Source organism: Mycobacterium sp. UM_CSW, assembly GCF_000455205.1.
Classification (GTDB): Bacteria; Actinomycetota; Actinomycetes; order Mycobacteriales; family Mycobacteriaceae; genus Mycobacterium.
Genome location: NZ_AUWQ01000039.1, coordinates 1 through 24751 on the forward strand (window position 1 = coordinate 1; position 24751 = coordinate 24751).

Consider the following 24751-nt stretch of genomic DNA (forward strand, 5'->3'; position numbering starts at 1 on the left):
CGACGGCATCCTGGCCGCCGCCGCCGACGGGTCCCTGGCGGCGCTGGTGGTCGGCGGCATCGAGCCCAACGACTTCCCCGATCCGGAGGCGGTGCTCGCCGCGCTGGACGCAGCCGGATTCATCGTCAGCCTGGAGTTGCGGCACAGCCCCGTCACCGAACGCGCCGACGTGGTGTTCCCGGTCGCGCCGACGACCCAGAAGTCCGGTGCCTTCGTCAACTGGGAAGGGCGCTACCGCGCGTTCGCGCCGGCGCTGCGCGGCACCACCGGCGAGGCCGGCCAGTCGGACCACCGGGTGCTGGACACGCTGGCCGACGAGATGGGTGTCTACCTGGGAACGACCACCGTCGAGGCGGCCCGCGAGGAACTCGCCGCCCTGGGCACCTGGGACGGCGGACACGTCGCCGACCCGCAGGTCGCGGCGTCGGAACCGGCCACACCCGGGCAAGGGCAGGCCGTGCTGGCGGGATGGCGGTTGCTGCTCGACGAGGGCCGAATGCAGGACGGCGAACCGCATTTGGCGGGTACCGCCCGCAAGCCCGTCGTGCGGCTGTCGGCCGAAACCGCCGCCGAGGTCGGCGCGGCCGACGGTGACAACGTCACGGTCAGGACCCCGCGTGGCTCGATCATGTTGCCGCTGGCCATCACCGACATGCCCGACCGGGTGGTGTGGCTTCCGCTGAACTCGCCGGGTTCGGCGGTGCACCGGAAGTTGGGCGTAACCCTGGGCAGCATTGTCGAGATCGGAGTGGGCATATGACGGTCCCCTTGTCCGCCTTCGGACACGATCCGTGGTGGTTGGTGCTCGGCAAGGCGCTGGCCATCTTCGTCTTCCTGATGCTGAACGTGCTGCTCGCGATCCTGCTAGAACGCAAGATCCTGGGCTGGATGCAGCTGCGGCCCGGACCGAACCGGGCGGGTCCATGGGGCGCGCTGCAGAGCCTGGCCGACGGGATCAAGTTGGCATTGAAGGAGAGCATCACTCCGGGCGGCGTCGACAAGTTCGTGTACTTTACGGCGCCGGTCATCTCGACGATTCCGGCGTTCACCGCGTTCGCGTTCGTCCCGTTCGGTCCGGTGGTGTCGGTGTTCGGCCACCGCACGCCGTTGCAGCTGACCGATCTTCCGGTGGCGGTTCTGTTCATCCTCGGCCTGTCGGCAATCGGGGTGTACGGCATCGTGCTGGGCGGCTGGGCGTCGGGGTCCACCTACCCGTTGCTCGGCGGGGTGCGCTCCACCGCGCAGGTCATCTCCTACGAGGTGGCGATGGGGTTGTCGTTCGCCGCGGTGTTCCTTTATGCGGGCTCCATGTCGACGTCGCAGATCGTCGGCGCACAGGACCGCGTCTGGTACGTCTTCCTGCTGCTGCCGTCCTTCGTGATCTACCTCATCTCGATGGTCGGCGAAACCAACAGGGCGCCATTCGATCTGCCCGAGGCCGAGGGCGAGCTGGTCGCCGGATTCCACACCGAGTACTCGTCGCTGAAGTTCGCGATGTTCATGCTGGCCGAGTACGTCAACATGATGACGGTTTCGTCGCTGGCCACGGCCCTGTTCTTCGGTGGCTGGCATGCGCCCTGGCCGCTGAACATGTGGGCGGGCGCCAACACCGGGTGGTGGCCGGTGCTCTGGTTCACCGCCAAGATGTGGACCTTCCTGTTCATCTATATGTGGCTGCGAGCCTCACTGCCCCGGCTGCGCTACGACCAGTTCATGGCGCTGGGCTGGAAGCTGCTGATCCCCGCCTCGCTGGTGTGGGTGCTGATCGCAGCGGTGATCCGCACCGCGCGCAACCAGGGGTACGCGCATTGGACGCCGATCCTGGTGGTCAGCAGCCTGGTCTTCGCCGCGGTGCTGGTGCTGCTGTTGCGAAAACCGTTCAGCACGCCGACGATTCGCGCGCTGGAACGCGAGCTGCGCCGCGAGGGCGGGGAAGGTCCCGGCCCGGAAACAACCGAGCCGGCGTTCCCGACACCGCCGCTGCCGGCACAAAAGGTCGGCGCGAGCAAGGAGAAAGCACGTGCCTAGATTCTTCGACGCCGTAGCAGGTTTCGGCGTGACGTTCGCGTCGATGTTCAAGAAGAGGGTCACCGAGGAGTATCCGGAAAAGCCGGGTCCGGTCGCGCCGCGCTATCACGGGCGCCACCAACTCAACCGGTATCCCGACGGGCTGGAGAAGTGCATCGGCTGCGAGCTGTGCGCCTGGGCGTGTCCCGCCGACGCGATCTACGTCGAGGGCGCCGACAACACCGAGGAGCTGCGGTATTCGCCGGGCGAACGCTACGGCCGCGTGTACCAGATCAACTATCTGCGCTGCATCGGCTGCGGCCTGTGCATCGAGGCCTGCCCGACCAGGGCGCTGACCATGACCAACGACTACGAGATGGCCGACGACAACCGCGCCGACCTGATCTACGAGAAGGACCGGCTGCTCGCCCCCCTGCTCCCCGACATGACCGCGCCGCCGCACCCGAGGGCGCCCGGCGCCACCGACAAGGACTACTACCAGGGCAACGTGACCGCTGAGGGATTGCGGGCGCGCGAGAATGCGGGAGACAACCGATGATCGCTGTGCTCGCCTCAACCCCGCTCGCCTCGGAGACCATCGTTCGCACCTCCACCGGCGAGGCGGTCACGTTCTGGGTGCTGGGCGCCGTGGCGCTGATCGGCGCGGTCGGGGTGGTGCTCGCCGTCAACGCCGTGTACTCGGCGATGTTCCTGGCGATGACCATGATCATCTTGGCGGTGTTCTACATGATCCAGGACGCGCTGTTCTTGGGTGTAGTTCAGGTGGTCGTCTACACCGGTGCGGTGATGATGCTGTTCCTGTTCGTCCTGATGCTGATCGGCGTCGACTCCGCGGAATCGCTGAAGGAGACGCTGCGGGGCCAGCGCGTGGCCGCGGTGGTCACCGGCCTCGGGTTCGGGATCCTGTTGCTGGCCGGCATCGGCAACGTGGCGACCGGAGGGTTTCTCGGGCTCACCACCGCCAATTCGGGCGGCAACGTGGAAGGCCTGGCCGCGCTGATCTTTTCGCGTTACCTGTGGGCCTTCGAGCTGACCAGCGCCCTGTTGATCACCGCGGCGGTCGGCGCGATGGTGCTGGCGCACCGGGAACGTTTCGAGCGGCGCAAGACCCAGCGCGAGCTTTCCGAAGAACGCTTCCGGGCCGGCGGGCGCCCCACCCCGCTGCCCAACCCGGGCGTCTACGCGCGCCATAACTCCGTCGACGTCGCCGCGCTGCTGCCCGACGGCTCGTACTCGGAGTTGTCGGTGTCCCCCATCCTGCGGATCCGCGGCGCGGACGGCGGAGACGTCGCAGCGACGCGCTCCACCGAAGCCGTCAAGGGCGGTGCGTCGTGAATCCGGCCAACTACCTTTACCTTTCGGCGCTGCTGTTCACCATCGGGGCGTCGGGGGTGCTGTTGCGCCGCAACGCCATCGTGATGTTCATGTGCGTGGAGCTGATGCTCAACGCCGTCAACCTGGCGTTCGTCACGTTCGCGCGAATGCACGGCCACCTCGACGGACAGATGATCGCGTTCTTCACGATGGTGGTGGCCGCGTGCGAGGTCGTCGTCGGCCTGGCCATCATCATGACGATTTTCCGTGCCCGCAAATCCGCTTCCGTCGACGACGCGAACCTACTCAAAGGCTAAAAGAACGCCGAGATGACTGACTACACCTGGCTGCTGGTGGCGCTGCCGTTGGCGGGTGCCGCGATCTTGTTGTTCGGGGGCAGGCTCACCGACGCGTGGGGCCACCTGCTGGGTTGTGCCACCGCGCTCGCGGCGTTCGGGGTGGGCGCGACGCTGCTCGCCCACATGCTCGGCCGCGGCGAGGCCGACCGCGCCATCCACCAGAAGCTGTTCACCTGGATCCCCGTCGGGCAACTCCAGGTCGACCTCGGGCTGCAGATCGACCAGCTGTCGATGTGCTTCGTGCTGCTGATCACCGGGGTCGGATCGCTGATCCACATCTACTCGGTCGGCTACATGGCTGAAGACCCCGATCGCCGAAGGTTTTTCGGCTACCTCAACCTGTTCCTGGCCTCGATGCTGCTGCTGGTGGTCGCCGACAACTACGTGGTGCTCTACGTCGGCTGGGAGGGCGTCGGCCTGGCCTCCTACCTGCTCATCGGTTTCTGGTACCACAAGCCGTCGGCCGCCACCGCGGCCAAGAAGGCGTTCGTCATGAACCGGGTCGGTGACGCCGGGCTGGCGGTGGGAATGTTCTTGATGTTCAGCACCTTCGGCACGCTGTCGTACGCCGGGGTGTTCGCGGGCGCGCCTTCGGCCTCGAGCGGCGCGCTAACCGCGATGGGGTTGCTGTTGCTGCTGGGCGCCTGCGCAAAGTCCGCGCAGGTTCCGCTGCAGGCGTGGCTCGGCGACGCGATGGAAGGCCCGACACCGGTGTCCGCCCTGATCCACGCGGCCACCATGGTGACCGCCGGCGTGTACCTGATCGTGCGGTCCAATCCGCTCTACAACCTCTCGCCCGGAGCGCAATTGGGCGTCGTCATCGTCGGCGCCGTCACCCTGCTGTTCGGGGCGTTCATCGGCTGCGCCAAGGACGACATCAAGCGCGCCCTGGCGGCGTCCACGATGAGCCAGATCGGCTACATGGTGCTGGCCGCCGGCCTCGGCCCGGCCGGCTACGCCTTCGCGATCATGCACCTGCTCACCCACGGCTTCTTCAAGGCCGGCCTGTTCCTCGGGTCCGGGTCGATCATCCACGCGATGCACGAGGAGCAGAACATGCGCCGCTACGGCGGCCTGCGCAAGGCCCTGCCGGTCACGTTCGCCACGTTCGGGCTCGGATATCTGGCGATCATCGGCGTGCCGCCGTTCGCGGGCTTCTTCTCCAAGGACGCCATCATCGAGGCGGCGCTGGCCGCCGGCGGCACCCGCGGTTACGTGCTGGGCGGTGCCGCGCTGCTGGGCGCCGGCGTCACCGCGTTCTACATGACCCGGGTCATGCTGATGACCTTCTTCGGTGAAAAGCGTTGGGCCCCCGGCGCCCACCCGCACGAGGCGCCCGCCGTGATGGCGTGGCCGATGATCCTGCTCGCCGTCGGTTCGGTGTTCTCCGGCGGCCTGCTGGCCTGGCGGGGCACCATGCAGCACTGGCTCGAGCCCGTCGTCGGGGTGCACGAAGAGGCCGCGCACGCCCTGCCGGCGTGGGTCACCACCGTCATCGCGTTGGGTGTCGTCGCCGTCGGAATCGCGGTGGCCTACCGGATGTACGCCACCGCGCCCATCCCGCGGGTCGCTCCCGTGCGGGTCTCGGCGCTCACGACCGCCGCGCGCGCCGACCTCTACGGCGACGCGCTCAACGAGGAGGTGTTCATGCGCCCCGGCGCGCAGCTGACCGAGGCACTGGTCGAGGTCGACAACGCCGGCGTCGACGGCTCGGTCAACGCCCTGGCCGCGCTCGTCAGCCGGACGTCAAACGGCCTGCGGCGCTTCCAAACCGGATTTGCCCGCAACTACGCATTGTCGATGCTCGCGGGCGCCGTGCTGGTGGCCGCACTGATCCTGGCGGTGAGGGTGTGGTGAGTAACGTGCCGTGGCTGAGCGTCCTGTGGCTGCTGCCGCTGGCGGGCTCCCTGCTGATCATCCTGCTGCCGCCGGGGCTGCGGCAGCTCGCCAAGTGGACCGGCCTGATCGTCGGGGTGCTGACGCTGGCGGTGGCGATCGTCATCACCGTCGGCTTCAAGAGCGGCGGCCCCACCTATCAGTTCGTCGAAAGCCACAGGTGGATACCGGCGTTCGGCGCCGGCTACTCGCTCGGCGTGGACGGCATCGCGGTGGTGCTGGTGCTGCTGACCGCGGTGCTGATCCCGCTGCTGCAGGTGGCCGGGTGGAACGACGGCAACAAGGGCACGCAGGCGAATACCCGTAGCGTGCACGCCTACGTCGCGCTCACGCTGGCCATCGAGGCGATGGTGCTGATCTCGGTGGTCGCGCTGGACGTGCTGCTGTTCTACGTCTTCTTCGAGGCCATGCTCGTGCCGATGTACTTCCTGATCGGCGGCTTCGGGCAGGGTTCCGGCCGGTCGCGCGCGGCGGTGAAGTTCTTGCTGTACAACCTGTTCGGCGGCCTGATCATGCTGGCGGCCGTCATCGGGCTGTACGTGGTCACCGCGCAGCACGGCTCGGGCACCTTCGACTTCCGTGACATCGTGGCCGGCGTCGCATCGGGCCGCTACGGCGCCGATCCGGCGGTGTTCAAGGCGCTGTTCCTCGGCTTCATGTTCGCGTTCGCGATCAAGGCCCCGCTGTGGCCGCTGCACCGCTGGCTGCCCGATGCCTGCGTCGAGGCCACCCCGGCGACGGCGGTGCTGATTACCGCCGTGATGGACAAGGTCGGCACCTTCGGCATGCTGCGCTACTGCCTGCAGCTGTTCCCCGACGCCTCAACGTATTTCCGTCCGGCGATCGTGACGCTGGCGATCATCGGCGTGATCTACGGCGCAATCGTGGCGATCGGCCAGACCGACATGATTCGCCTGATCGCCTACACGTCGATCTCGCACTTCGGGTTCATCATCGCCGGCATCTTCGTCATGACCAGCCAGGGGCAGAGCGGGTCGACGCTCTACATGCTCAACCATGGCATCTCCACCGCCGCGGTGTTCCTGATCGCGGGATTCCTGGTGACGCGGCGCGGCAGCCGGGCGATCGCCGACTACGGCGGCGTCCAGAAGGTCGCACCGATCCTGGCCGGCACGTTCCTCGTCTCGGCCATGGCCACCCTGTCGCTGCCCGGGCTGGCGCCGTTCGTCAGCGAATTCCTCGTCCTGCTGGGCACTTTCAACCGGTACTGGCTGGCCGGCGCCTTCGGGGTAACCGCCCTGGTGCTCGCGGCCATCTACATGCTGTGGCTCTACCAGCGGATGATGACGGGACCGGTGGCCGAGGGTAACGACCGGATCACCGACCTGCGGGCGCGCGAATTGGTCGTCGTGGCACCGTTGCTCGCGCTGCTGTTCGTGCTGGGCGTCTATCCCAAGCCGGTGCTCGACATCATCAACCCCGCCGTCGAGAACACCATGACCACCATCGGCCAACATGACCCAGCGCCGAGCGTGCCGCCCCGGACTGCCGAAGGACCGCACCGATGACCCTGCCCACCCCCAGCGTCGAGTACTTCCTGCTGTGCCCGATGCTCATCGTCTTTTCCGTCGCGGTCGTCGGCATCCTCGTCGAGGCCTTCCTGCCCAGGCGGATTCGCTACGCCGCGCAGATGACGCTGGCCCTCGGCGGCCTGATCGCGGCGCTTTTCGCGGACGTGGAAGTCGCCGAGTCGATTCCCGCGTCCGGTCGCACCGCCGTGCTGGGCGCGGTGGCCATCGACCGGCCGACGCTGTACCTGCAGGGCACGGTGCTGCTGGTCGCGGTGCTGGCGGTCATCTTCATCGGCGAGCGGACCCAAGCCAAGGCGGAGAGCAAGGTCGCCGCGCGGGTGGGCGCTGGCGGATTGGATTCCTTTACACCGCAGGCGTCCGCGGTTCCCGGGGGTGAGGCGGAGCGCGAGGCCGAACGGGCCGGGGCCGCGCAGACCGAGCTTTTCCCGCTGGTGATGCTGTCGGTCGGCGGCATGATGGTGTTCCCCGCGTCCAACGACCTGCTGACGATGTTCGTCGCGCTGGAAGTCTTGTCGCTGCCCCTGTACCTGATGTGCGGGCTGGCCCGGCATCGCCGCCTGCTGTCCCAGGAAGCGTCGATGAAGTACTTCTTGCTGGGCGCGTTCTCCTCGGCGTTCTTCCTCTACGGCGTCGCGCTGCTCTACGGCGCGACGGGCACGCTGCTGCTGCCCGGGATCCGAGATGCCCTTGCCGCCCATGGCGATAGCTCGATGGCGCTGATCGGCGTCGCGCTGCTGTCGGTCGGCCTGCTGTTCAAGGTGGGCGCCGTCCCGTTCCACTCCTGGATTCCCGACGTCTACCAGGGCGCGCCCACCCCGATCACGGGATTCATGGCGGCGGCCACCAAGGTGGCGGCGTTCGGCGCGCTGCTCCGCGTCGTCTACGTTGCGCTGCCCCCGCTGCACCACGAGTGGCGCCCGGTGCTGTGGGCCATTGCGATCCTGACCATGGCCGTGGGCACCGTCACGGCGGTGAACCAGACCGACGTCAAGCGGATGCTGGCCTATTCCTCGGTCGCGCACGTGGGCTTCATCCTCACCGGCGTGATCGCCGACAACACCGCCGGCCTGTCCGCCACGCTGTTCTATCTGGTCGCCTACAGCTTCAGCACCGTGGGCGCGTTCGCCATCGTGAGCCTGATCCGCAACGCCGACGGCGTCGAAGACGCGAAGATCTCACACTGGGCCGGGCTCGGGCAGCGCTCCCCCATTGTGGGCGTGATGTTTTCGATGTTCCTGTTGGCCTTCGCCGGCATCCCGTTGACGAGCGGATTCGTCAGCAAGCTCGCGGTGTTCAAGGCCGCCGCCCAGGGCGGCGCCGTGCCGCTGGTCATCATCGGCGTCATCGCCAGCGGTGTGGCCGCGTACTTCTACGTGCGCGTCATCGTGTCGATGTTCTTCACCGAAGCGACCGACGACACCCCGCACGTCGTGGAGCCCGGCATCCTGAGCAAGATCGCGATCGCGGTATGCGCCGCCGTCACAGTGCTTTTGGGGATCTTCCCGCAACAGCTGCTCGAGCTGGCCGACCAGGCGGCCCAGCTGCTGCACTAGAAATCCCCCGCGTCAGCTCACGAACGGGCGGGTCGCCAGCACGTAGATCGCCAGCACCCCGACCGGCGCGGCCAACGGCAACCACGGCAGCTGCAGCGGGAAGGCCGTCGCGACCAGGCCCGCGAACATAAAGCCTACGGCCGCAACGGCGGTCGGCCAGCTCCACATGACGCCGCCGACCGTCCCGACCGCGTGCCGGCACACCAGATATGCGACCGCGCACAGCCCGGACCAGGCGGCGAAGACGAGCGAGGGGTCCGACGCCAGGATGGTCGCCACCGACAACAGCACGGCGACGGTCGCCGCCGGGCGGAAAACCACGGAGACAGCCACCGCGACGGCGGCCGCGACGCCCGCGACGACCGCCGGCCCGTGCGAGCCGAACGCGGCCAGCCCCACCATGAGTGCGCCGAAAACCGTTGAGATGCCCAGTGTTGCGGGACGCGCGATCGAGCTCATGCCCGCAGCCGTCCCCGGACGCGATGGCGGCGGTCGGGCAGGACGGCCATCGACTGATCCAGCGTGCTGTCACCTCGCCACGCCACGATGTCGACGCCGACCGTCGCCATGTCGCGATACATGGCCGAGCGCTGCAGCGCCCACATCCGGTCGATCAGCGGATCCTGCTGGCTTTCGAAGGGCGAGGTGTCAAGGATGTCGACGGCGATCACGACGTGGCCCCGCTTGCGCAGGTCGATCAGGGCCAGCGCGAATTCCGTGTCGAGCAGCGTGGAGAACGCGATGACGATCGCGCCCACGGGAACCGCGGCGCGCGGCGCCAGTGTGCCGGTGGTGTTTTCGAATCGGTCGCCGGCGCCTAGGACGGTGTCGAGCACCCGGTAGAACTGGCGCTGTCCGATGTCGGCGCCCAGCCAGCGCGGGCGGTTGCCACCCAGGGCGACGATCCCGGCGCGATCGCCGTGCCGCAGCGCGGTCTGCACCACCTGCGCGGCGCCGCGCACGACGCGTTCGGTGGCTTCGGTTGCCGGGCCGGCGGGTTGGCGATACGTGTCGATCAGCACCACCACGTCGGCGGCGCGATCGGTCAATCGCTGGGTCACGTGCAGCTGACGCCGGCGCGCGCTCACCGGCCAGTTCACCGCCCGCAACTGGTCACCGGGCACGTAGGGGCGGATGTCGGCGTACTCCACACCGGGGCCGATGTGGCGGGTCAGGTGGGCACCCAGCCGGTCGAGCAACTCGATCTGCGGGATCGGTGTCGACTGCGGGGGCGTCAGCGGGAACACGATCACGTCGGCGGCGTCGACGGTGCCCGTTCCCGTCAGCAACCCGCCCCGCGCCAGCACCTCGACCCGCGCCCGCACGGGGTAGCGGCCCCAGCGCTGTGCCGTTGCCGCAACGGTTTTCGCGTGCCGGGAATCGGCATCGAGCGCTTCGAGCTGCATGCCCGCGACGGGCCGCACGGTCAGCTCCACCGCCGAGGGCCCGGCGTCGCCCTCTTCGCTCAGCCACACACGCACCCGCGCCTGTTCGTTTTCAAAGCATCGCTGCGAATCGGGTGCGCCGTGCACGCGAATCTTCGGCACCGCGGGTTGCCAGCTGATCGAACACAGCACACCCAGCAGTGGCGCGGCGAACGCGAGCAGCTGCCAGCGTGCGCCGATCACCGCGGCCGCCAGCGCAACCCCGGCGCAGGTCGCGATCGAGAGGGTCAACGGCGATGCGCGCCAACGGAACTCGACTTCGGTGCCCATCGGGGTCAACCGTGTCCCCCGCTCGTTCGGGGCACCGGCAAGCGTCGCAGCAATTCTCCGACCACGTCGGCCCCCTGGATCTTGCGAACCCACATCTCCGGCCGCAGGGTGATGCGATGCGCGACGGCCGCGACGGCGAGCGCCTTGACGTCCTCGGGGATCACATAATCGCGGCCGAGCAACAACGCCCGCGCGCGGGCGAGTTGAACCAGGTCGAGTTCGGCGCGCGGGCTGGCGCCCACGGCGACCTGCGGGTGGTGCCGGGTGGCGGTGGCCAGCGACACCACATAGTGCAGGACGTCCTCGTGCACGGTCACTTGCTCGACCGATTCGCGCATCGCCAGCAGGTCGTGCCCGTCCACCACCTGGTTGACCGTCGGCTCGGCCGAGCCGCGTTCGAGGCGGCGGCGCAGCATCGAGGTCTCGTCGCGCTCGGAGAGGTATCGCAGTTCCAGCCGGATCGCGAACCGGTCCAGCTGCGCCTCGGGCAAGGGATACGTGCCCTCGTACTCGATCGGGTTGTCGGTCGCCAGGACGATGAACGGCGTTGGCAGCTTGTGGGTTTCGCCGTCGATGCTCACCTGGCCTTCGGCCATCGCTTCGAGCAGCGCCGCCTGGGTCTTCGGCGGCGTGCGGTTGATCTCGTCGGCGAGCAAAAGGTTGGTGAAGATGGGTCCGGACCGGAACGCGAAGTTGCCGGACTGCATGTCGTAAATCGTCGAGCCGAGCAGGTCCGCGGGCAGCAGGTCCGGGGTGAACTGCACCCGGGTGAATCGAAGCCCCAGCGCGGCGGCGAAGGACCGCGCGATCAGCGTCTTGCCGAGGCCGGGCAGGTCCTCGATGAGGACGTGGCCGCGCGCGAGCACCGCGGTCAGGATGAGCGTCAGCGCCGAGCGCTTCCCCACCACCACCCGTTCGATTTCGTCGAGGACAGCCTCGCAGCGTGCGGTGGTGGTCGCGACCGGCAGCGTCATATTTGCTCCAACCTTCGCAGAATCTCCTCCAGCACCCCGCGGCCGGGCCCGGGTTCGCGGTCGCCGGTGCGCGTGACGTTGTTCGGATTGACCCATTCCCACAGTTCCGGGCCGAAAAGCATTCGGCCGCTGGCGTGATAGGCGCCTGCGTCCTTGGATTGCTTGTGCCCCGTGGTCATTTCGTAGCGCCGGGCGAGCATGGGGCGCAGATGCCGGTCCCAGTCCGCCCGGGTGGAGTCCGACCGCCGGATCGTCGCCTCGGTGGTGGACAGCCAGCGGCGCAACGAATCCCCCAGCTCGTCGTAGTCCGGCTCGGCCGCCGGTTCGTTGCCGCGCCCCACGTAACGGCGAACGTTGAGCAACACCAGGGCCAGTCCGACACCGGAGGCGGCCAACAGGAAGCGGCGGCCGTGCAGCGTCAACGCCAGCAGCTCGATCCCCACGACGAGGCAAACACCAAGGACGACAAGCCTTTTCATACCGGGCTCCGCAACTCGGCAAGCACCAGCCGCAACACGTCGACCGCCACGTCGCGATGCCCCTCGTTCATCACGTGCGGGGAAAAACGCGCCTCTTCGAACAGGTTGACCAGCCGCTCCGCGTTCTCGGCGTGCAGCGCATGGTGTTCGACGGCCCGAACCAGTACCTCGGTCGGCGTATCGAAGTCCTGCGGCGCGGCGCCGGGCACGCGGGCGAGCTCACGTTCCATCGCCGCGTAGCACGCGATGATCGCCTCACGGGGTTCGCGGCTGAGGTCGCCGATCTCGGCCAAACCGACTTCGGCCGCGCGGGCCAGCGACTCCGACGGCGGCTCCGGTGCCGGCGATTCGATGCGATCGTCGGCCGCCAGGACCGGTCTGGGGACCGGCCTGGGCGCCCGCCACCGCCGCCGCGCCATGATCAGCGTCCCGGCGACTATCACCAGCATCATCGGGATCGTGCCGGCAAGCAGAACACCGAACATGTCCCCCGAACCATTGCCCGGGCGCGGCTGGTTCGCCGAGCCGCTGGGGGGGCTCGATGTCCGTGCGGCGGGGACTTGGGTGGGGGCCGACGGATTGGCGTGGTGCGGCACCAGGTAGCGGACCAGCAGGGTCACGATCAGCAGCCAGGCCACGATCAGCAGCAATCCGATCAGCAACACGCGCCAGCTGGGCCGGCCCTTGCCGATGCCGAGCAGGTCGGACAGGTCCGCCTGAGCGGGTGCCGGCGCGCGCGGATCCCGTAGCCGCGCGATCACCGCGATCGCCAGCAGCGCGAGCGCCCCGCTCAGGGCAGCGATGACGAAAAGCAGGGCCGCCCGGCCGCCGCCCGGCTCGCTATGAGCCGCATGGCCTTGGGCCGGGAAGTACCCGCGCAGCGCGGCGGCGGCAAAGATCAACAGGGCGATCAGGGCAACCACGCGCCCCGTCGGCTTGTCAATACCGGGCTTCATAACGGGCAAGGGGCACCACCCGACCGGTTGCATACGCGGTTGCGGCTCTGTCTTGGTTCATACTGGCACGTCAAGCGGCCATCCCGCCAGGAACGACGCCGGCGCCGACGCGCGCCGCCGACCCCGGGACGGACCTCGGTTGCGGCTTTGTCCACAGGCCAGAACCGCCGCCGCTCACGGTGTGCAACTTCAACGGATTGTGGCGTACATCACACTCTCGCTACCGCCGGTACAACCCGCGTACTCGGTGCGACTATTGGACGCACGTCGACCAAGCCCCCAATCTTTGATTGGCTGAGAACCCGTGGCAGCGATTAAGGAGGGACCCGCCGTTGACCGCCGTATACAACGCGACAGCGGCTGAACCACCGACTGAGACCGAAGGCGACGCAGTCGCCTGTATCGACGCCGACGCCGGCATCACGACAAACGGCCAGCCTGCCCCCAGTCAGGCGGTGGAGACGCCTGACCAACCGGACGAGGGCCAGGCGGCCCCGGAGGCCGCGGCGCCGACGGGCCGGCGGACCGTCACGGCACTGGGCAAACCCTTCCGATACGTCCTGCGTCAGCTCGATTCCTCGATGCAGACGCTGGGCCGTTTCTTCGACCTGGCCGCCCAGTCCTTCAGGTACCTGATCACGGATTTGATCCGGTTGCGCCACCCCTGGCGGGACACCATCAACCAGGCCTGGTTCATCATCAGCGTCACCGCGATACCCGCGTTGCTGGTGTCGATCCCGTTCGGGGTCATCGTGGCGGTGCAGGTGGGGAACTTCGTCCAGCAGGTCGGCGCCTCGTCGGTGTCGGGCGCGGCCGGCGGCCTCGGGGTGATCCGGCAGGGTGCGCCGGTCGTCGCCGCGCTGCTGCTGGGCGGCGCGGCCGGTTCGGCGGTGGCCACCGATCTCGGCGCCCGCACCATTCGCGAAGAGGTCGACGCGCTGCGCGTCATGGGCATCAACCCGGTGCAGCGGCTGGTCACCCCCCGGCTGGCCGCGATCGTCATCGTGGCGCCGGTGCTGTGCTCCTTCATCATCTTCATGGGGCTGGCGGCGGGCTACGCGATCAACGTCGGCTTCCAGTCCGGCACCCCGGGGAGCTACATCGCGTCGTTCGCGTCCTTCGCCAGCGTCAACGACGTCGTGGTGGCCGTCCTCAAGACCTGGCTGTTCGGCGTGATCGTGATCCTGGTGGCCTGCCAGCGCGGGCTGGAGACCAAGGGCGGCGCCCGGGGCGTGGCCGACGCGGTCAACGCCTCCGTGGTCATCGGCATCGTCTCGGTGTTCGTTATCAACCTGGTGATCACGCAGGGGCTGTCGATGTCCATGCCGCTGCGAGTGGGCTGACGGCCGCCGATGACACAGCCGGCTCGATACGTACCGACGCCTTTGCGGGCCCCGCGATGGTTCGCGCACCGGGGCGACTCGCTCGTCCAGCGCCTCGGTCACCAGGTCACCTTCGGCGCCCAGGTGCTCGGCGCGATTCCGCACACGCTGAAGCGCTACCGGCACCAGACCGGCGTGCTGCTGGTCGACATGATCTGGGGAAACGGGTCGCTGATCGTCGGCGGTGGCACCATCGGCGTGCTGGTGTTCATGGGCGCGGCGGTCGGTGGTTCGGTCGGGGTCGAAGGGTACGGGGCCCTCGACATGGTCGGCATGGGCCCGCTGACCGGCTTCGTCTCCGCGTACGCGAACACCCGCGAGATGGCGCCGATGATTGCGGGGATCGGCTTCGCGGCCCAGGCCGGGTGCCGCATGACGGCAGAGATCGGCGCCATGCGGATCTCGGAGGAGATCGACGCGCTGGAAGCCCTTGGCATTCAGTCGGTCCCGTTCGTGGTCACCACCCGGGTGATCGCGGGCATGATCACCATCGTCCCGCTGTACGTGGTGACGCTCGCGTTGAGCTACGCGTCGTGCGCGATGGTGGTCAACGTGCTGCACGGGCAGTCGTCGGGCACCTATTACCACTACTTCGACTCGTTCATCCAGCCGACCGACGTGGTGTTCTCCGTGCTCAAGGCCGCCATCTTCGTGACGCTGATCATCGCCATCCACTGCTATCAGGGCTACTACGCCAGCGGGGGTCCCGAAGGTGTCGGGCGGGCCTCGGGCCGGGCCATCCGGGCCAGCATCGTCACCGTGGTCGCCGCGGACATGGTGCTGACGCTGTTGTTCTGGGGCAACAGCCCCGGCATTCGGATATCGGGATAGCCCATGGCGACACTGCCGGGTTCGGACCAGGGAGCGCGGGCGCCCAGCTCACGCTCGTTGCGGATCCGTGGACTGATCTCCGCCGTAGCGCTGGCGATCGCGGGCATCGTGCTGTATCAGCTGGGCACCGGCGGCTACGCCGACACGTTCACGCTGACGGTGGTGGCCGATTCGATCGGTGAGGGCCTGACGCCGGGCGCGGAGGTCAAGTTCCGCGGCCTGACGATCGGATCGGTGAAGACCCTTCAATCGGTCGGATACAACAGGCAGAAGATCACGGTGGAACTCGAGCCGCGGCAAGCGAGGGCACTGGCCGCCGACACGACGGCGAACTTCATGTCGTCGAACACTTTTGGCCTCGCGGCGGTCGAACTGGTCAGCAGCGGCGTCGGTCCCCGGCTGCGGCCGAACCAGATGCTGCTGATCGGCGCCAACGCGCGGTCGGCCTCCATCACCGGGCTGCTGCGTCAGGGCCAAAAACTCGGCCGGATCGCGGACTCGCCCGATGTCGACCACATCATCGAGGTGGTGCGCCGGCACGCCGACCTGACCGAGCCGGTCACCCGGTCGTACTTCGACCTGGTCAAGATGCTCGTCGACTCCCAGAAAGTGCCGTTCTCGCAATCGCTTTCGGTGTTCGCCTCGGTGGTCAACGGCGCCAGCGACTCCATCCCCCTCATCGGCCTGGCCTACGACCTGCTCAACGGGATGGAGTTCCTGGCTCAGCCCGACGGCGTCGAACGCATGAACACCATCCTGGACCAGAGCGCCAAGCTCCTCTTCACCAGCGACAAGATGATCGTGAAGAACGTCTCGTGGCTGGCCCCGTTCATGCGCGCGACGACGGACGTCTTGCTGCCGCTGTCGTACATGCAGGGCAGCATGGCGCCGGTTTATGACCGGCTCTCGGGTCTGCTGGACCGCACCAGCGCGGCGTTCCCCGTCATCGACGGCAAGGTCCGCATGCAGATCGAGGTCACCCTGGACACGATGCCCGGGCTGGCGGCGGCCCTGCCCTCCCCACCGCCAGCGGCGCCGCAGCGGGGTGGCCGATGAGAAGTGTCACCAAATCGGTGGTGTGGCTGACGATCTTCACCGCGGTCGCGGTGGTGTGCACGCTGATCGTGCTGACCGCCTTGCGTTCGCCGGTCACCGGGGCGGTCTCCCGCTACACCGCCGCGTTCTCCGACGTGTCGGGGCTCTACGTCGGTGACGACGTCCGCATTTCCGGTGTGCAGGTCGGCAAGGTGGAAACCATCCGGCTCGACGGGCGGATCGCCAAGGTCGATTTCACCGCGCAAAACGATCACCCGGTGTTCGCCAACACCGTCGCCGCGGTGCGCTATCAAACCCTGCTCGGTCAGCGCTACGTGGAACTCGTCCAGCCGGCCAAGCCGGAGCAACGGCTGCCGGCCGGGGGCACCATCGCGCTGGCGCAGACGATCCCGTCGTTCGATGTGGCCAAGCTGTTCAACGGGTTTCGGCCGATCTTCCAAACCCTCGACCCCGCCCAGTTCAACCAGTTGGGCGAGAACCTGCTGCGGCTGATCCAGGGCGACGAAAACGGCATCGGCCCGTTCCTGCACGACCTCGACGTCATTTCAAAGCTGGCCGTGGACCGGCAGGCGGTCATCGCCGGCGTGCTGCGCAACCTCAGCGCGATCTCGGCCGACCTGGGCGGCAAATCGCAGCAACTGTTCCACCTCATCGCCACGCTCAACGACGTGGTGACGAAGTTCGCCTCCAAGGGCGAGGAGTTCAGTCAGGCGATGGAAGCCGGACTGCCCGTCTTGCGCAACACCACCCATTTCCTGCAGTACTTCGAGCGCATCTTCGACGGGACGACGGTCCCGCTGTACGACCTGTTCAGCCGGATGTGGCCGCAGACCGCGACGATCATCGCGGGCCTGTCGCTGGCGCCGTCGCTGATCCAGGGCATGCGGGACTGGCTGGCCGACGAAAAGCCCGCCACGCCAACGTTTAACTGCTCGCACGGCGAAGTGACGCTGCCCGGGATCGGTCAGGTGTCGTTCGCGCAACAGAACTTGGTGGTGTGCCGGTAATGGTGTTCGGCGACAAGGGGACGGGACGGCGGCGTCCCGTGCTCGACGAGCGTGCCGCTGCCGTCCGCAATCGCCGCAACGGCATCGTGGGCGTCGTCGTCATCGTTGCGGCGTTGGCCGCGACCGCGATGGCATACCTGAATCCCACCGGCCAGACCGGCTACACCGCACACCTGCCCAACTCCGGCGGCGTGCGCGCCGGCGACCAGGTTCGGATCGCGGGCATCCCGGTCGGGAAGGTGACCGGCGTCCGGCTCGCCGGCGCCGTCGTCGAGATGAAGTTCGACATCGAGCAATCGGTGGTAGTCGGTTCGGAATCCACCCTGGACATCAAGCTGCTGACCCCGTTGGGCGGCCATTATGTGGCGCTCGACCCGAAGGGCGGTTTGCCCCTGGGCCACAAAGTGATTCCGCCGCAACGTGTCACGCTGCCGTTCGAGGCCAACGACATCATCCAGGCGGCGACGCCCCTGATCAAGCAAGTCGACGGCCAAGTCATCCACGACACCTTCACCGAGGTGGCCAACGCCGCCAACAGGTATCCCGACGCAGTGCGCGACCTGCTCCGGTCGGCCAACGCGCTGACCGCGTCGTTAAGCAAGACAACGGCCGACTTCCATCGCGGCCTGGACTTCGTCAACAACGGCCTGCGCGCCACGGTCGCCGAGCGTAAGCAGCTCATCACGCTGTTCGAGCAGCTCGACATCCTCGGCCAGGCCTACACTTCGAGGTCGGTCGACATCATCGAATTCTTCGGCCTGTTATCCGAATTGGCCCGCATCATGGACCGCATCACGGTGTTTTGGGGGCGGGAGGTCGCGCCGGTCGTCAACGGGCTGGACGACATCAGCGAGACGCTGGGCGCCCACCCCGAGCGCATCGGCGAGGCGCTCGAGAACCTGGGTCAGACCCTCAACATCGTGGGGCCGATGCTCAGCGGGAACGGGGTCGTCTTCGACAAACACAACCGGCTGGTGCCCGGGCAGGATCTGTGCCTGCCCAACATCATGAGGAACTGTTGAGGTGGCCCGGATTTCGGCGCTCGGCTCGCGGCTGCGGTCTCCACTGGGGATCGCAGCGGTGCTGGCCGTCGTCGCGGCGGTCGCGGCGGCGGCGGTCATCGGCGCCAAGCTCCTCGCGCCGGGCCACAGCCGGGCGATGTGCGCCGAATTCACCGACGCGGTAGGGCTTTACCCGGGCAACAAGGTGGCGCTGCTGGGCATCGAGGTCGGCTCGACGACCGCGATCCTCAACAAGGCCGACCACGTCGAGGTCGACTTCACCGTCCCCACCGACCTCGATCTGCCGGCCGACGTCGGTGCGGTCACCTACTCGCAATCGATTGTCACCGACCGCCATATCGAACTGACCAAGCCCTACACCGGGGGCCCGAAATTCACCGGCCCGGGCTGCATCAAGCTGAAGTCCACCAAAACGCCGATCAGTGTCAGCGAAACCTTCTCCGCCGTAGGCAAGCTCGCCGACACCATCATGGGTCCCCAACCCGGCCAGGACCCGTCGAAGTCGCCGGGCGTGCAGGCCATCAACGACAGCCTGCGGGCGTTCAGCCGCTCGCTGGACGGCACCGGCCCCGGGCTCAACCAGACGCTCGGCAACCTGGTGACGATGCTGGCCGACCCGTATAAGGCCGACGCCGACTACCGGCAGCTGTTCGAGAACAGCGAGATCCTCACCTCCGACTTTCTCAAGAACTGGGACAGCTTCGCCTCGTTCGTCCGGATGCTGCCGACCACCACCGAATTGATCGAGGGCCTCTCGGACAACTTCGGCGCGGCCCTGAGCCACATGTCGCACCTGCTGCCGATCCTGGTCGAGGCGCTGGACCGGTGGGGGCCGCGGCTCTATCAGAAGCTGGACAAGGCGATCACCTGGCTGCGCGACATGCTGAACCGGCACACCCCGGCAATCCTCGCGATGATCAACTCCTGGCCGCAGTTCAGCCACTGGCTCAGCGACATCTACGAGCCGGCGTGGGGAACCCACAACGTCACGTATATCCCTCCGCAGGTGGCGATTTCGCCGACGCAGGCCGGCGCCATCTGCGAGGGGCTGCGGAAACGCAACGTCCCCGGTGCCGCGGCGGCGTGCGCGTCGGGCACCGCGTCGGATCCGGTCACCCTCGGCCTGACCGATCTAATCCTGGGGGCCGCGCTGTCATGAGCCGACGAGCGATGCGCGTACTGGTAGCCCTGCTGACGATCGGCCTGACCGCGGCATGTTCGCTGGATCCGACGCGGCTGCCGGTCCCGGGCGCCTACAGCCCCGACCACTCCTACCGGGTCAAGATCCAGTTCTCCAGCGTGCTCAACCTGCCCGCCCGCGCCAAGGTGGACTTCGGCGGGATCCAGATCGGTGTGCTCGACCACGTCCAGCTCGACGGCACCACGGCGGTCGCCTACGTCGATATCGCCGGCGACAGCAGGCTTCCCGCCAACACCCGTGCCGAACTGCGCCAGGCCACCCCGCTCGGGGACATCTACATCGCGCTGCTGCCGCCGGAGGATCGGGCTGGGGATCGATCCGGGGATGGATCCGGGGACCGGTCGGTGGCGCCGTTGCGCGACGGCGACACGATTCCGTTGCGCAACACCGCGCCGGCCGACAACGTCGAAGACGTGTTGCGCTCGGTGTCGAACCTGGTGGCCGGCGGCGCGATCGGCACGCTGCAAAGCACCGTGGTGAACCTCAACCACGCGTTCCCCAAGGATCCCGCCGAGCTGACGCGGGCCCAGCAGACCGTCGCCGGCGTGCTCAACGACCTGGCGGCCAACCAGGACACCATCGACGGGATCCTGTCCAGCATGGACAACATCACCACCAACGTGGCCGCCAACACCACGGTGTTCAACCGGCTCGTCACCGAAGGCCCGCCCAAGCTCCAAGGGCTGTCGGCGATCACCCTGGCCATCCTGAGCGTCGTCGGGGACTCCAGAGAAATCGGCGACCTCGGCGGGCAGATCCTCAACCCGGTCGCCGGGGACATGATGCAAATGCTTTCCTACATCACGCCATTGGTCGGAACCGTCGCGACCCTCGACACCACCATTCCGGTGCTGGCCGACAAGCTGATCGCGTTCCTGCACTACAAGCTTCTCGGATTTTTCCGCAATGGCGGCCCGAAATACATTGTCTCCGAACTTCATCCACCCACCGGCCACGAGGGCGTCGATCCCGCCGACAAGGCTGATGCGGCCGTCTCGGCGATGCAGACGATGGGAATGCTGCCATGAAGTTCAATGCCGGCGTCACGCTGGCCATCCTGGCGGTGATGACGCTGCTCGGCGCGGCCTACATGTCGATCGGCGTGCTCGACATCGGGCCGACGAAACAGGTCACCCGACTCACCTTGCTGCTCAACACTTCCGGCGGCCTGATGCCCACATCGGAAGTCACGATGCGCGGCATCAAGGTCGGTCGGGTGACCGGCATCCAGACCACCGCGACCGGGCTGGCGGTCTCAATCGACCTCGACCGCGAACACCCGGTGCCCGCCGACAGCCCGATCAGCGTGGAAAACCTCTCCGCCGCCGGCGAGCAGTACATCGACTTCAAACCGAAACTCATTGCGCCGCCGTACTTCGCCGACGGCGCGGTGATCCCGCCGGACCGCGTCGCGCCGATGGTTACCGGCGCCGACTTGCTCACCAAGGTGAATGCCCTGGTCTCGGCACTCAACCTCGACCAGGTACGCACCATCATCAGCAACGTCGCCGCCGCGTTCGCCGGCAACGACGCCACCCTCGATTCCCTGGCCACCACGGCTGGGTTGACGGCCAAGGTGATCCACGACGACAAGCAGTTGATGGCCACCCTGTTCGAGAACGTCTCGACGATGACCACCAACCTGGGTGACATCAACGCCGGCGAGGTGATCAGCGATACGGGAAAACTGCTGCCGCGTTCGGTGCCGGCATTCCTGCGGATGGTCCACGAATTCGAAACCCTTTCGCACACCGGCGTCGGCGTGGTGGGCCCGGACGACCCGGTCGGCATCCTGGTGGGCAAGATGAGCCAGTACATCGACATGCTGGCCGGTCCGCTGAGCACCTTCGCCACCGTGCTGGAACCCGCGCTCGCACCGCTGCACGACGTCAAGGTCGACGCCGGGCATTGGCTCGACTTCTGGGAATCGACCTTCAACGACACCGGCGGCATGCGGGTTCAACTGAACGTCCCGGCATGGCACCAATGATCAAGAAAGAACGGGCATGACCAACTCAACTGTCGACAAAGATGAAACCGTGGACGACACCGAGCCCACGGCGCCCGAGGACGGCGCAGAAGACACCGTCGAGGCCGACGAGGCCGTCGAGGCCGACGAGGCCGACCCGCCGCCCCGACGATTTTCAAGGTTCCGGCCGAAGATCTCGAGGCGATGGGGGGCGGCCGTTGTCTCGGCGGCGGTGCTCGCCGGCGGGGTGTTCGGGTTCATCAAGTACCACCAGGTGACCGGCCAGCTCGCGCAGCTGCGTCAGCAGCAAGCCGACCGCGACGCCGCGGCACAGCTGGCCAAGGAGTATGCGCTGAAGTCGCTGACGTACAGCTTCGAAGACCCGGACGCCTTCTTTCGTTCGGTCGAAGACGGTGTGTCGCAACAACTTAAGGACAAATACGTCAACGCCTCCGATTTGCTGAAGAGCATCATGCTGCAGGCGCAGGTCACCTCCACCGGTGAGGTGCTGGCCACGGACCCGGTGGCCCAGCCCGGCGGGGTCTACCAGGTGGTGGTGTCGGCCCATCAGACCACCCGCAATCTGCAAAACCCGACGCCGAAGGTGTCGATCATCCTGCTGCAGGTCACGGTGAACAGGGTGGGCAATGCCTGGCAGGTCGCCGACATCGGCCCCAAGGCCGGCGCCCGCCCGCCGATCGAGCAGCAGCTCCCGGCGCCCGAGCCGCCTCCCCCGGCCGCTCCTGCTCCGGCGCCCAGTCCGGCTCCGGCCAAGCCGGCACCGAAACGGTAGGCGCGCACCCGTGCGGCGGCTGGCCCTGCTGGGCGCGATCGTGACGATGGCGACGGCGGGCACGGTGTGCCCGATCGCGTCCACCGACACGTCGTTGCCTTCATGCCCGCAGACAGCCGCGGTGATCGCGCCGAGCGCGGAGTCGCCGCACACGGACTGCCGAATGCATTCCGGCGCGCTGGATTTCGCGGTCACCTATTGGACCGTGCCCGAGCTGCCCGGGCCCCGCGCGGTCAAGGTCGTCGTGACCGACGCGTCGGGCGAGGTGGTGCAGACGATCGACGAGCTGTTGGAGCCGTCCAGCCCCGGCGGCGTCGGGTTGGAGGACATCGACGGCGACGGGCGCGACGAGCTGATCATCCCGATCGCGCGACACCCGTTCAACGGCAGCCCGAATACCCGGTTCACGGTGTGGCGGGCGCCGGGCGACCGGCTGCATTTCGAACGCACCCAGATGGTCGCGCAGGCCGCGTATCCCAGCGGCGACGGCTACCTGGTGACCAACGCCGGGGCGCTGGACAGCCGAGACCTGACCTTCTATCTGCCCACGGGAGCCGGCTACACGCTGGTCGTCGTGTTGACCATCGAGGCCGAGCAGGTCGACCCCGACACCCACCGGGTCCTGACCGTCATCTGCCGCGCCCACCAGGAAGACGGCCTCCACGCGGTCGACATGAGCCTGCGCCAGGCGGAGGAAACGTTCTGCGCGTCGCCGGCCGCCATGGCTATCTGGCCGGGCGCCGAGCGCCTTGACATCCGGCGCTGGCGCCGTGGGCAGCAATAACGTTTCAAGGTGCGCACGCTGCGCGGGACACCGCCAGCTGTTGTCGCGCCTGGACGAGATCGCCGGCGAGTAGTTCCGGGCTCGCCGGTCGGTAGGGGTCGCTGGCGTCGATCTGCGCCGCCAGCATGTCGGATCGAAGCCGCAGGTCGACCGCGGCCGGACCGCGCAAGCCGTTCAGTGGTGACAGGGCGTTTCTGATCTGGCCCGCCACGTAAGGCGGTGTCCCGGAAGGGCTTACGAGGTCGAGGACGTTCTCGAGTCGGTCGGCCACCGGCACGACAATGCTGCATTCCCAGTCACCGGCGGCCGACGCCGGCGGGCACATCGTGACCGCGGCGACCACGAGCGGTACGGGCAGAATTCGTTTCAAGCGTGGGCGCATTGCCCCTACCTTTATCCACAGTTGAGGTTTTATCCACAGATTGTTATTTGACCGGCCCGATTCGCACATTTGTTCGATAGGTTGGTGGTGTGGGATTCATCAGCGCGGAGGCGGCACGCGAGCGGATCAGCGCCGCTTTGGACGCGATCGACGCCGCCCACGATGTGCTGCGGGAGACCTCGTCGGATCTGGTGGGCAACGACTTTCGGGTGGAGGTGGCCCAGCGGCTTGAGACCCAGGCGCGGGTGAATCGGGGGTTGATGTATCGGGTGTTCGCCGAGATCGCCGAGCCGCCCGACGGCGCCGAGTCCAGCCCGGGGCTGCGGGGCCGGGTGTGCGCGCGACTCCGTCTGACTTCCGGGGAGGTGACGCGCCGGTTTCGGTTGGCGGCCCGGATTCGGCCGCGGCGCTCGCTGACCGGCCCGCCCCTGCCGCCCGAACTGGAGATGGTGGCGGGAGCGGTCGAGGCGGGCGCGCTGGGTGAGGACCATCTGCGCGTGATCTGTCGCGCCTTGGATGTGCTGCCCGCCGCCGTGGCCCCGGCCGACGTGGCCGAGGCCGAACGCGTCCTGGTCGAGCATGCCTCCAAACTGGACTCCGCCGTGGTGACCCGGCTGGGGCAGCGCATCGCCGACTACCTCAACCCCGACGGCACCTTCACTGACGAAGACCGGGCCCGGCGGCGCTCACTGCACCTGGGCCCGCAAGGCCCCGACGGCATGTCGCGGCTGTCCGGGCTGCTCGACCCCGAGGCCCGCGCCTACTTCGAAGCCATCGCGGCCGCGGTGCGCCCCGGCCGCCACCAACCCGAGGGCACCCCCGCCGAGGAGCGCGACACCCGCAGCCAAGCTCAACGCGGCCACGACGCCTTCAAACTCGCGATGAAAACCGCGATCGGCTCCGGCGAGCTCGGCACTCACCGCGGCCATCCGGTCACCGTGGTGATCACCACCACCCTGGGCGAACTCGACCAAGCCGCCCACGCCGCCGTTAACACCGCGATCCCGATGCCCGCCCCGGCGCGCACCGGCGGCGGATCGCGCCTGCCGATGCCCGATCTGATTCGGATGGCGGCCAACGCGATTCACTACCTCGCGGTGTTCGAGGACCACACCAGCCGCCCGCTATACCTGGGCCGGCAAAAACGCCTCGCCACCGCCGACCAACGCCTCATCTGCCACGCCCGCGACCACGGCTGCACCCGCCCCAACTGCCTCGAATCGGGCTACCACTCCGAAGTCCACCACGTCCCCGACTGGGCCCAAGGCGGACAAACCGACGCCGACAAACTCTTCTTCGCCTGCGGCCCCGACCACACCGGCGCCACCAACGGCGACTACCACACCGAAGTCACCGACACCGGACGACTCGCCTGGACCGACGGCACCAGCCCGCCCGAAATCAACCACGCCCATCACCCCGACGAACTCCTGAACGGAGACCCCGACCCGCCCGACGAAGACGAACCGTGAACCGCCGCGTTGCGTGCCAGACTGG

The 24751-nt window shown here is 67.9% G+C and carries 25 protein-coding genes; 19 read left to right on the top strand and 6 right to left on the bottom strand.

Going from position 1 to position 24751, the window contains the following annotated elements:
* The 8 genes from N415_RS15545 to nuoN all read left to right on the top strand — a co-directional run.
* Positions 1 to 760: molybdopterin dinucleotide binding domain-containing protein (locus N415_RS15545; protein ID WP_152531418.1), on the top strand; the 760-nt coding region annotated here is incomplete at its 5' end.
* An 8-nt stretch (positions 761 to 768) separates the two neighbouring features.
* Positions 769 to 2028: an NADH-quinone oxidoreductase subunit NuoH gene (gene nuoH / locus N415_RS15550; protein ID WP_161630319.1), complete on the top strand. Its 1260-nt coding sequence runs from the start codon at positions 769 to 771 to the stop codon at positions 2026 to 2028.
* Entirely contained in the window at positions 2021 to 2566 is a 546-nt protein-coding gene (gene nuoI / locus N415_RS15555; protein WP_068183431.1) for an NADH-quinone oxidoreductase subunit NuoI, read from the top strand. The genes nuoH and nuoI overlap by 8 nt, the downstream gene beginning before the upstream one ends.
* Complete coding sequence (locus N415_RS15560; protein ID WP_068183434.1) at positions 2563 to 3363, top strand: NADH-quinone oxidoreductase subunit J; 801 nt, start codon at positions 2563 to 2565, stop codon at positions 3361 to 3363. The genes nuoI and N415_RS15560 overlap by 4 nt, the downstream gene beginning before the upstream one ends.
* The gene (gene nuoK, locus N415_RS15565) at positions 3360 to 3659 is read left to right on the top strand and encodes an NADH-quinone oxidoreductase subunit NuoK (protein WP_007168303.1); all 300 of its coding nucleotides are present in this window, start codon (positions 3360 to 3362) and stop codon (positions 3657 to 3659) included. The genes N415_RS15560 and nuoK overlap by 4 nt, the downstream gene beginning before the upstream one ends.
* Before the next feature lie 12 nt (positions 3660 to 3671).
* The gene (gene nuoL / locus N415_RS15570) at positions 3672 to 5558 is read left to right on the top strand and encodes an NADH-quinone oxidoreductase subunit L (RefSeq protein WP_068183438.1); all 1887 of its coding nucleotides are present in this window, start codon (positions 3672 to 3674) and stop codon (positions 5556 to 5558) included.
* A complete protein-coding gene (locus N415_RS15575; RefSeq protein WP_161630318.1) occupies positions 5555 to 7126 on the top strand; it encodes an NADH-quinone oxidoreductase subunit M in 1572 nt (523 codons plus the stop codon). The genes nuoL and N415_RS15575 overlap by 4 nt, the downstream gene beginning before the upstream one ends.
* Positions 7123 to 8703, top strand: coding sequence for an NADH-quinone oxidoreductase subunit NuoN (gene nuoN, locus N415_RS15580; protein WP_068183445.1), 1581 nt, complete (start codon positions 7123 to 7125; stop codon positions 8701 to 8703). The genes N415_RS15575 and nuoN overlap by 4 nt, the downstream gene beginning before the upstream one ends.
* Before the next feature lie 12 nt (positions 8704 to 8715).
* Here the strand turns inward: nuoN and N415_RS15585 are convergent, their stop codons facing one another.
* The 5 genes from N415_RS15585 to N415_RS15605 are packed head-to-tail and all read right to left on the bottom strand — an operon-like array spanning position 8716 to position 12836.
* On the bottom strand, positions 8716 to 9162 hold the full coding sequence (locus N415_RS15585) for a hypothetical protein (RefSeq protein WP_068183449.1): 447 nt from the start codon (positions 9160 to 9162) through the stop codon (positions 8716 to 8718).
* Complete coding sequence (locus N415_RS15590; RefSeq protein WP_068183451.1) at positions 9159 to 10418, bottom strand: DUF58 domain-containing protein; 1260 nt, start codon at positions 10416 to 10418, stop codon at positions 9159 to 9161. The genes N415_RS15585 and N415_RS15590 overlap by 4 nt, the downstream gene beginning before the upstream one ends.
* Before the next feature lie 5 nt (positions 10419 to 10423).
* Positions 10424 to 11392 (bottom strand): MoxR family ATPase, encoded by a 969-nt coding sequence (locus N415_RS15595; protein WP_068102835.1) that lies wholly within the window; start codon positions 11390 to 11392, stop codon positions 10424 to 10426.
* On the bottom strand, positions 11389 to 11871 hold the full coding sequence (locus tag N415_RS15600; protein ID WP_068183455.1) for a hypothetical protein: 483 nt from the start codon (positions 11869 to 11871) through the stop codon (positions 11389 to 11391). Before N415_RS15600 ends, N415_RS15595 begins: the two co-directional genes overlap by 4 nt.
* On the bottom strand, positions 11868 to 12836 hold the full coding sequence (locus N415_RS15605) for a DUF4129 domain-containing protein (RefSeq protein ID WP_239645579.1): 969 nt from the start codon (positions 12834 to 12836) through the stop codon (positions 11868 to 11870). Before N415_RS15605 ends, N415_RS15600 begins: the two co-directional genes overlap by 4 nt.
* Positions 12837 to 13408: 572 nt before the next feature.
* On the opposite strand from N415_RS15605, the gene N415_RS15610 reads away from it, so the two are divergent.
* Genes N415_RS15610 through N415_RS15655 form a run of 10 tightly spaced genes read left to right on the top strand, consistent with a single transcriptional unit; the run spans position 13409 to position 22872 of the window.
* A complete protein-coding gene (locus tag N415_RS15610) occupies positions 13409 to 14170 on the top strand; it encodes an ABC transporter permease (protein WP_068139521.1) in 762 nt (253 codons plus the stop codon).
* Positions 14171 to 14179: 9 nt separating this feature from the next.
* Positions 14180 to 15040 (top strand): ABC transporter permease, encoded by an 861-nt coding sequence (locus N415_RS15615; RefSeq protein WP_068183461.1) that lies wholly within the window; start codon positions 14180 to 14182, stop codon positions 15038 to 15040.
* A 3-nt stretch (positions 15041 to 15043) separates the two neighbouring features.
* A complete protein-coding gene (locus N415_RS15620; protein WP_068183465.1) occupies positions 15044 to 16096 on the top strand; it encodes an MCE family protein in 1053 nt (350 codons plus the stop codon).
* A complete protein-coding gene (locus N415_RS15625; RefSeq protein ID WP_068183469.1) occupies positions 16093 to 17103 on the top strand; it encodes an MCE family protein in 1011 nt (336 codons plus the stop codon). Before N415_RS15620 ends, N415_RS15625 begins: the two co-directional genes overlap by 4 nt.
* A complete protein-coding gene (locus N415_RS15630) occupies positions 17103 to 18125 on the top strand; it encodes an MlaD family protein (RefSeq protein WP_068183474.1) in 1023 nt (340 codons plus the stop codon). The genes N415_RS15625 and N415_RS15630 overlap by 1 nt, the downstream gene beginning before the upstream one ends.
* A gap of 1 nt (position 18126) precedes the next feature.
* On the top strand, positions 18127 to 19284 hold the full coding sequence (locus N415_RS15635; RefSeq protein ID WP_068183477.1) for an MlaD family protein: 1158 nt from the start codon (positions 18127 to 18129) through the stop codon (positions 19282 to 19284).
* Complete coding sequence (locus N415_RS15640; protein WP_068183479.1) at positions 19281 to 20354, top strand: MlaD family protein; 1074 nt, start codon at positions 19281 to 19283, stop codon at positions 20352 to 20354. The genes N415_RS15635 and N415_RS15640 overlap by 4 nt, the downstream gene beginning before the upstream one ends.
* The gene (locus tag N415_RS15645; protein ID WP_068183482.1) at positions 20351 to 21316 is read left to right on the top strand and encodes an MlaD family protein; all 966 of its coding nucleotides are present in this window, start codon (positions 20351 to 20353) and stop codon (positions 21314 to 21316) included. Before N415_RS15640 ends, N415_RS15645 begins: the two co-directional genes overlap by 4 nt.
* Before the next feature lie 16 nt (positions 21317 to 21332).
* Positions 21333 to 22088: a hypothetical protein gene (locus N415_RS15650; protein WP_068183490.1), complete on the top strand. Its 756-nt coding sequence runs from the start codon at positions 21333 to 21335 to the stop codon at positions 22086 to 22088.
* A gap of 46 nt (positions 22089 to 22134) precedes the next feature.
* Positions 22135 to 22872 carry a hypothetical protein gene (locus N415_RS15655; RefSeq protein ID WP_068183575.1) on the top strand — a complete coding sequence of 246 codons (738 nt, stop codon included), beginning with the start codon at positions 22135 to 22137 and terminating at the stop codon, positions 22870 to 22872.
* 4 nt (positions 22873 to 22876) lie between these two features.
* Here N415_RS15655 and N415_RS15660 read toward each other — a convergent pair whose 3' ends face one another.
* Positions 22877 to 23254 (bottom strand): hypothetical protein, encoded by a 378-nt coding sequence (locus N415_RS15660; protein WP_068183494.1) that lies wholly within the window; start codon positions 23252 to 23254, stop codon positions 22877 to 22879.
* Positions 23255 to 23343: 89 nt separating this feature from the next.
* On the opposite strand from N415_RS15660, the gene N415_RS15665 reads away from it, so the two are divergent.
* Positions 23344 to 24726 (top strand): 13E12 repeat family protein, encoded by a 1383-nt coding sequence (locus N415_RS15665; protein ID WP_068183497.1) that lies wholly within the window; start codon positions 23344 to 23346, stop codon positions 24724 to 24726.
* The last annotated feature ends 25 nt before the right edge of the window (positions 24727 to 24751 follow it).

Excerpts from the sequence above, each read along its gene's own strand:
- N415_RS15560 (WP_068183434.1), top strand. The coding sequence starts at position 2,563 with ATGATCGCTGTGCTCGCCTCAACCCCGCTCGCCTCGGAGACCATCGTT.
- nuoL (WP_068183438.1), top strand. The coding sequence starts at position 3,672 with ATGACTGACTACACCTGGCTGCTGGTGGCGCTGCCGTTGGCGGGTGCC.
- nuoN (WP_068183445.1), top strand. The coding sequence starts at position 7,123 with ATGACCCTGCCCACCCCCAGCGTCGAGTACTTCCTGCTGTGCCCGATG.
- N415_RS15585 (WP_068183449.1), bottom strand. The coding sequence starts at position 9,162 with ATGAGCTCGATCGCGCGTCCCGCAACACTGGGCATCTCAACGGTTTTC.
- N415_RS15590 (WP_068183451.1), bottom strand. The coding sequence starts at position 10,418 with ATGGGCACCGAAGTCGAGTTCCGTTGGCGCGCATCGCCGTTGACCCTC.
- N415_RS15595 (WP_068102835.1), bottom strand. The coding sequence starts at position 11,392 with ATGACGCTGCCGGTCGCGACCACCACCGCACGCTGCGAGGCTGTCCTC.
- N415_RS15600 (WP_068183455.1), bottom strand. The coding sequence starts at position 11,871 with ATGAAAAGGCTTGTCGTCCTTGGTGTTTGCCTCGTCGTGGGGATCGAG.
- N415_RS15610 (WP_068139521.1), top strand. The coding sequence starts at position 13,409 with ATGCAGACGCTGGGCCGTTTCTTCGACCTGGCCGCCCAGTCCTTCAGG.
- N415_RS15615 (WP_068183461.1), top strand. The coding sequence starts at position 14,180 with ATGACACAGCCGGCTCGATACGTACCGACGCCTTTGCGGGCCCCGCGA.
- N415_RS15620 (WP_068183465.1), top strand. The coding sequence starts at position 15,044 with ATGGCGACACTGCCGGGTTCGGACCAGGGAGCGCGGGCGCCCAGCTCA.
- N415_RS15625 (WP_068183469.1), top strand. The coding sequence starts at position 16,093 with ATGAGAAGTGTCACCAAATCGGTGGTGTGGCTGACGATCTTCACCGCG.
- N415_RS15630 (WP_068183474.1), top strand. The coding sequence starts at position 17,103 with ATGGTGTTCGGCGACAAGGGGACGGGACGGCGGCGTCCCGTGCTCGAC.
- N415_RS15640 (WP_068183479.1), top strand. The coding sequence starts at position 19,281 with ATGAGCCGACGAGCGATGCGCGTACTGGTAGCCCTGCTGACGATCGGC.
- N415_RS15645 (WP_068183482.1), top strand. The coding sequence starts at position 20,351 with ATGAAGTTCAATGCCGGCGTCACGCTGGCCATCCTGGCGGTGATGACG.
- N415_RS15650 (WP_068183490.1), top strand. The coding sequence starts at position 21,333 with ATGACCAACTCAACTGTCGACAAAGATGAAACCGTGGACGACACCGAG.
- N415_RS15655 (WP_068183575.1), top strand. The coding sequence starts at position 22,135 with ATGGCGACGGCGGGCACGGTGTGCCCGATCGCGTCCACCGACACGTCG.
- N415_RS15660 (WP_068183494.1), bottom strand. The coding sequence starts at position 23,254 with ATGCGCCCACGCTTGAAACGAATTCTGCCCGTACCGCTCGTGGTCGCC.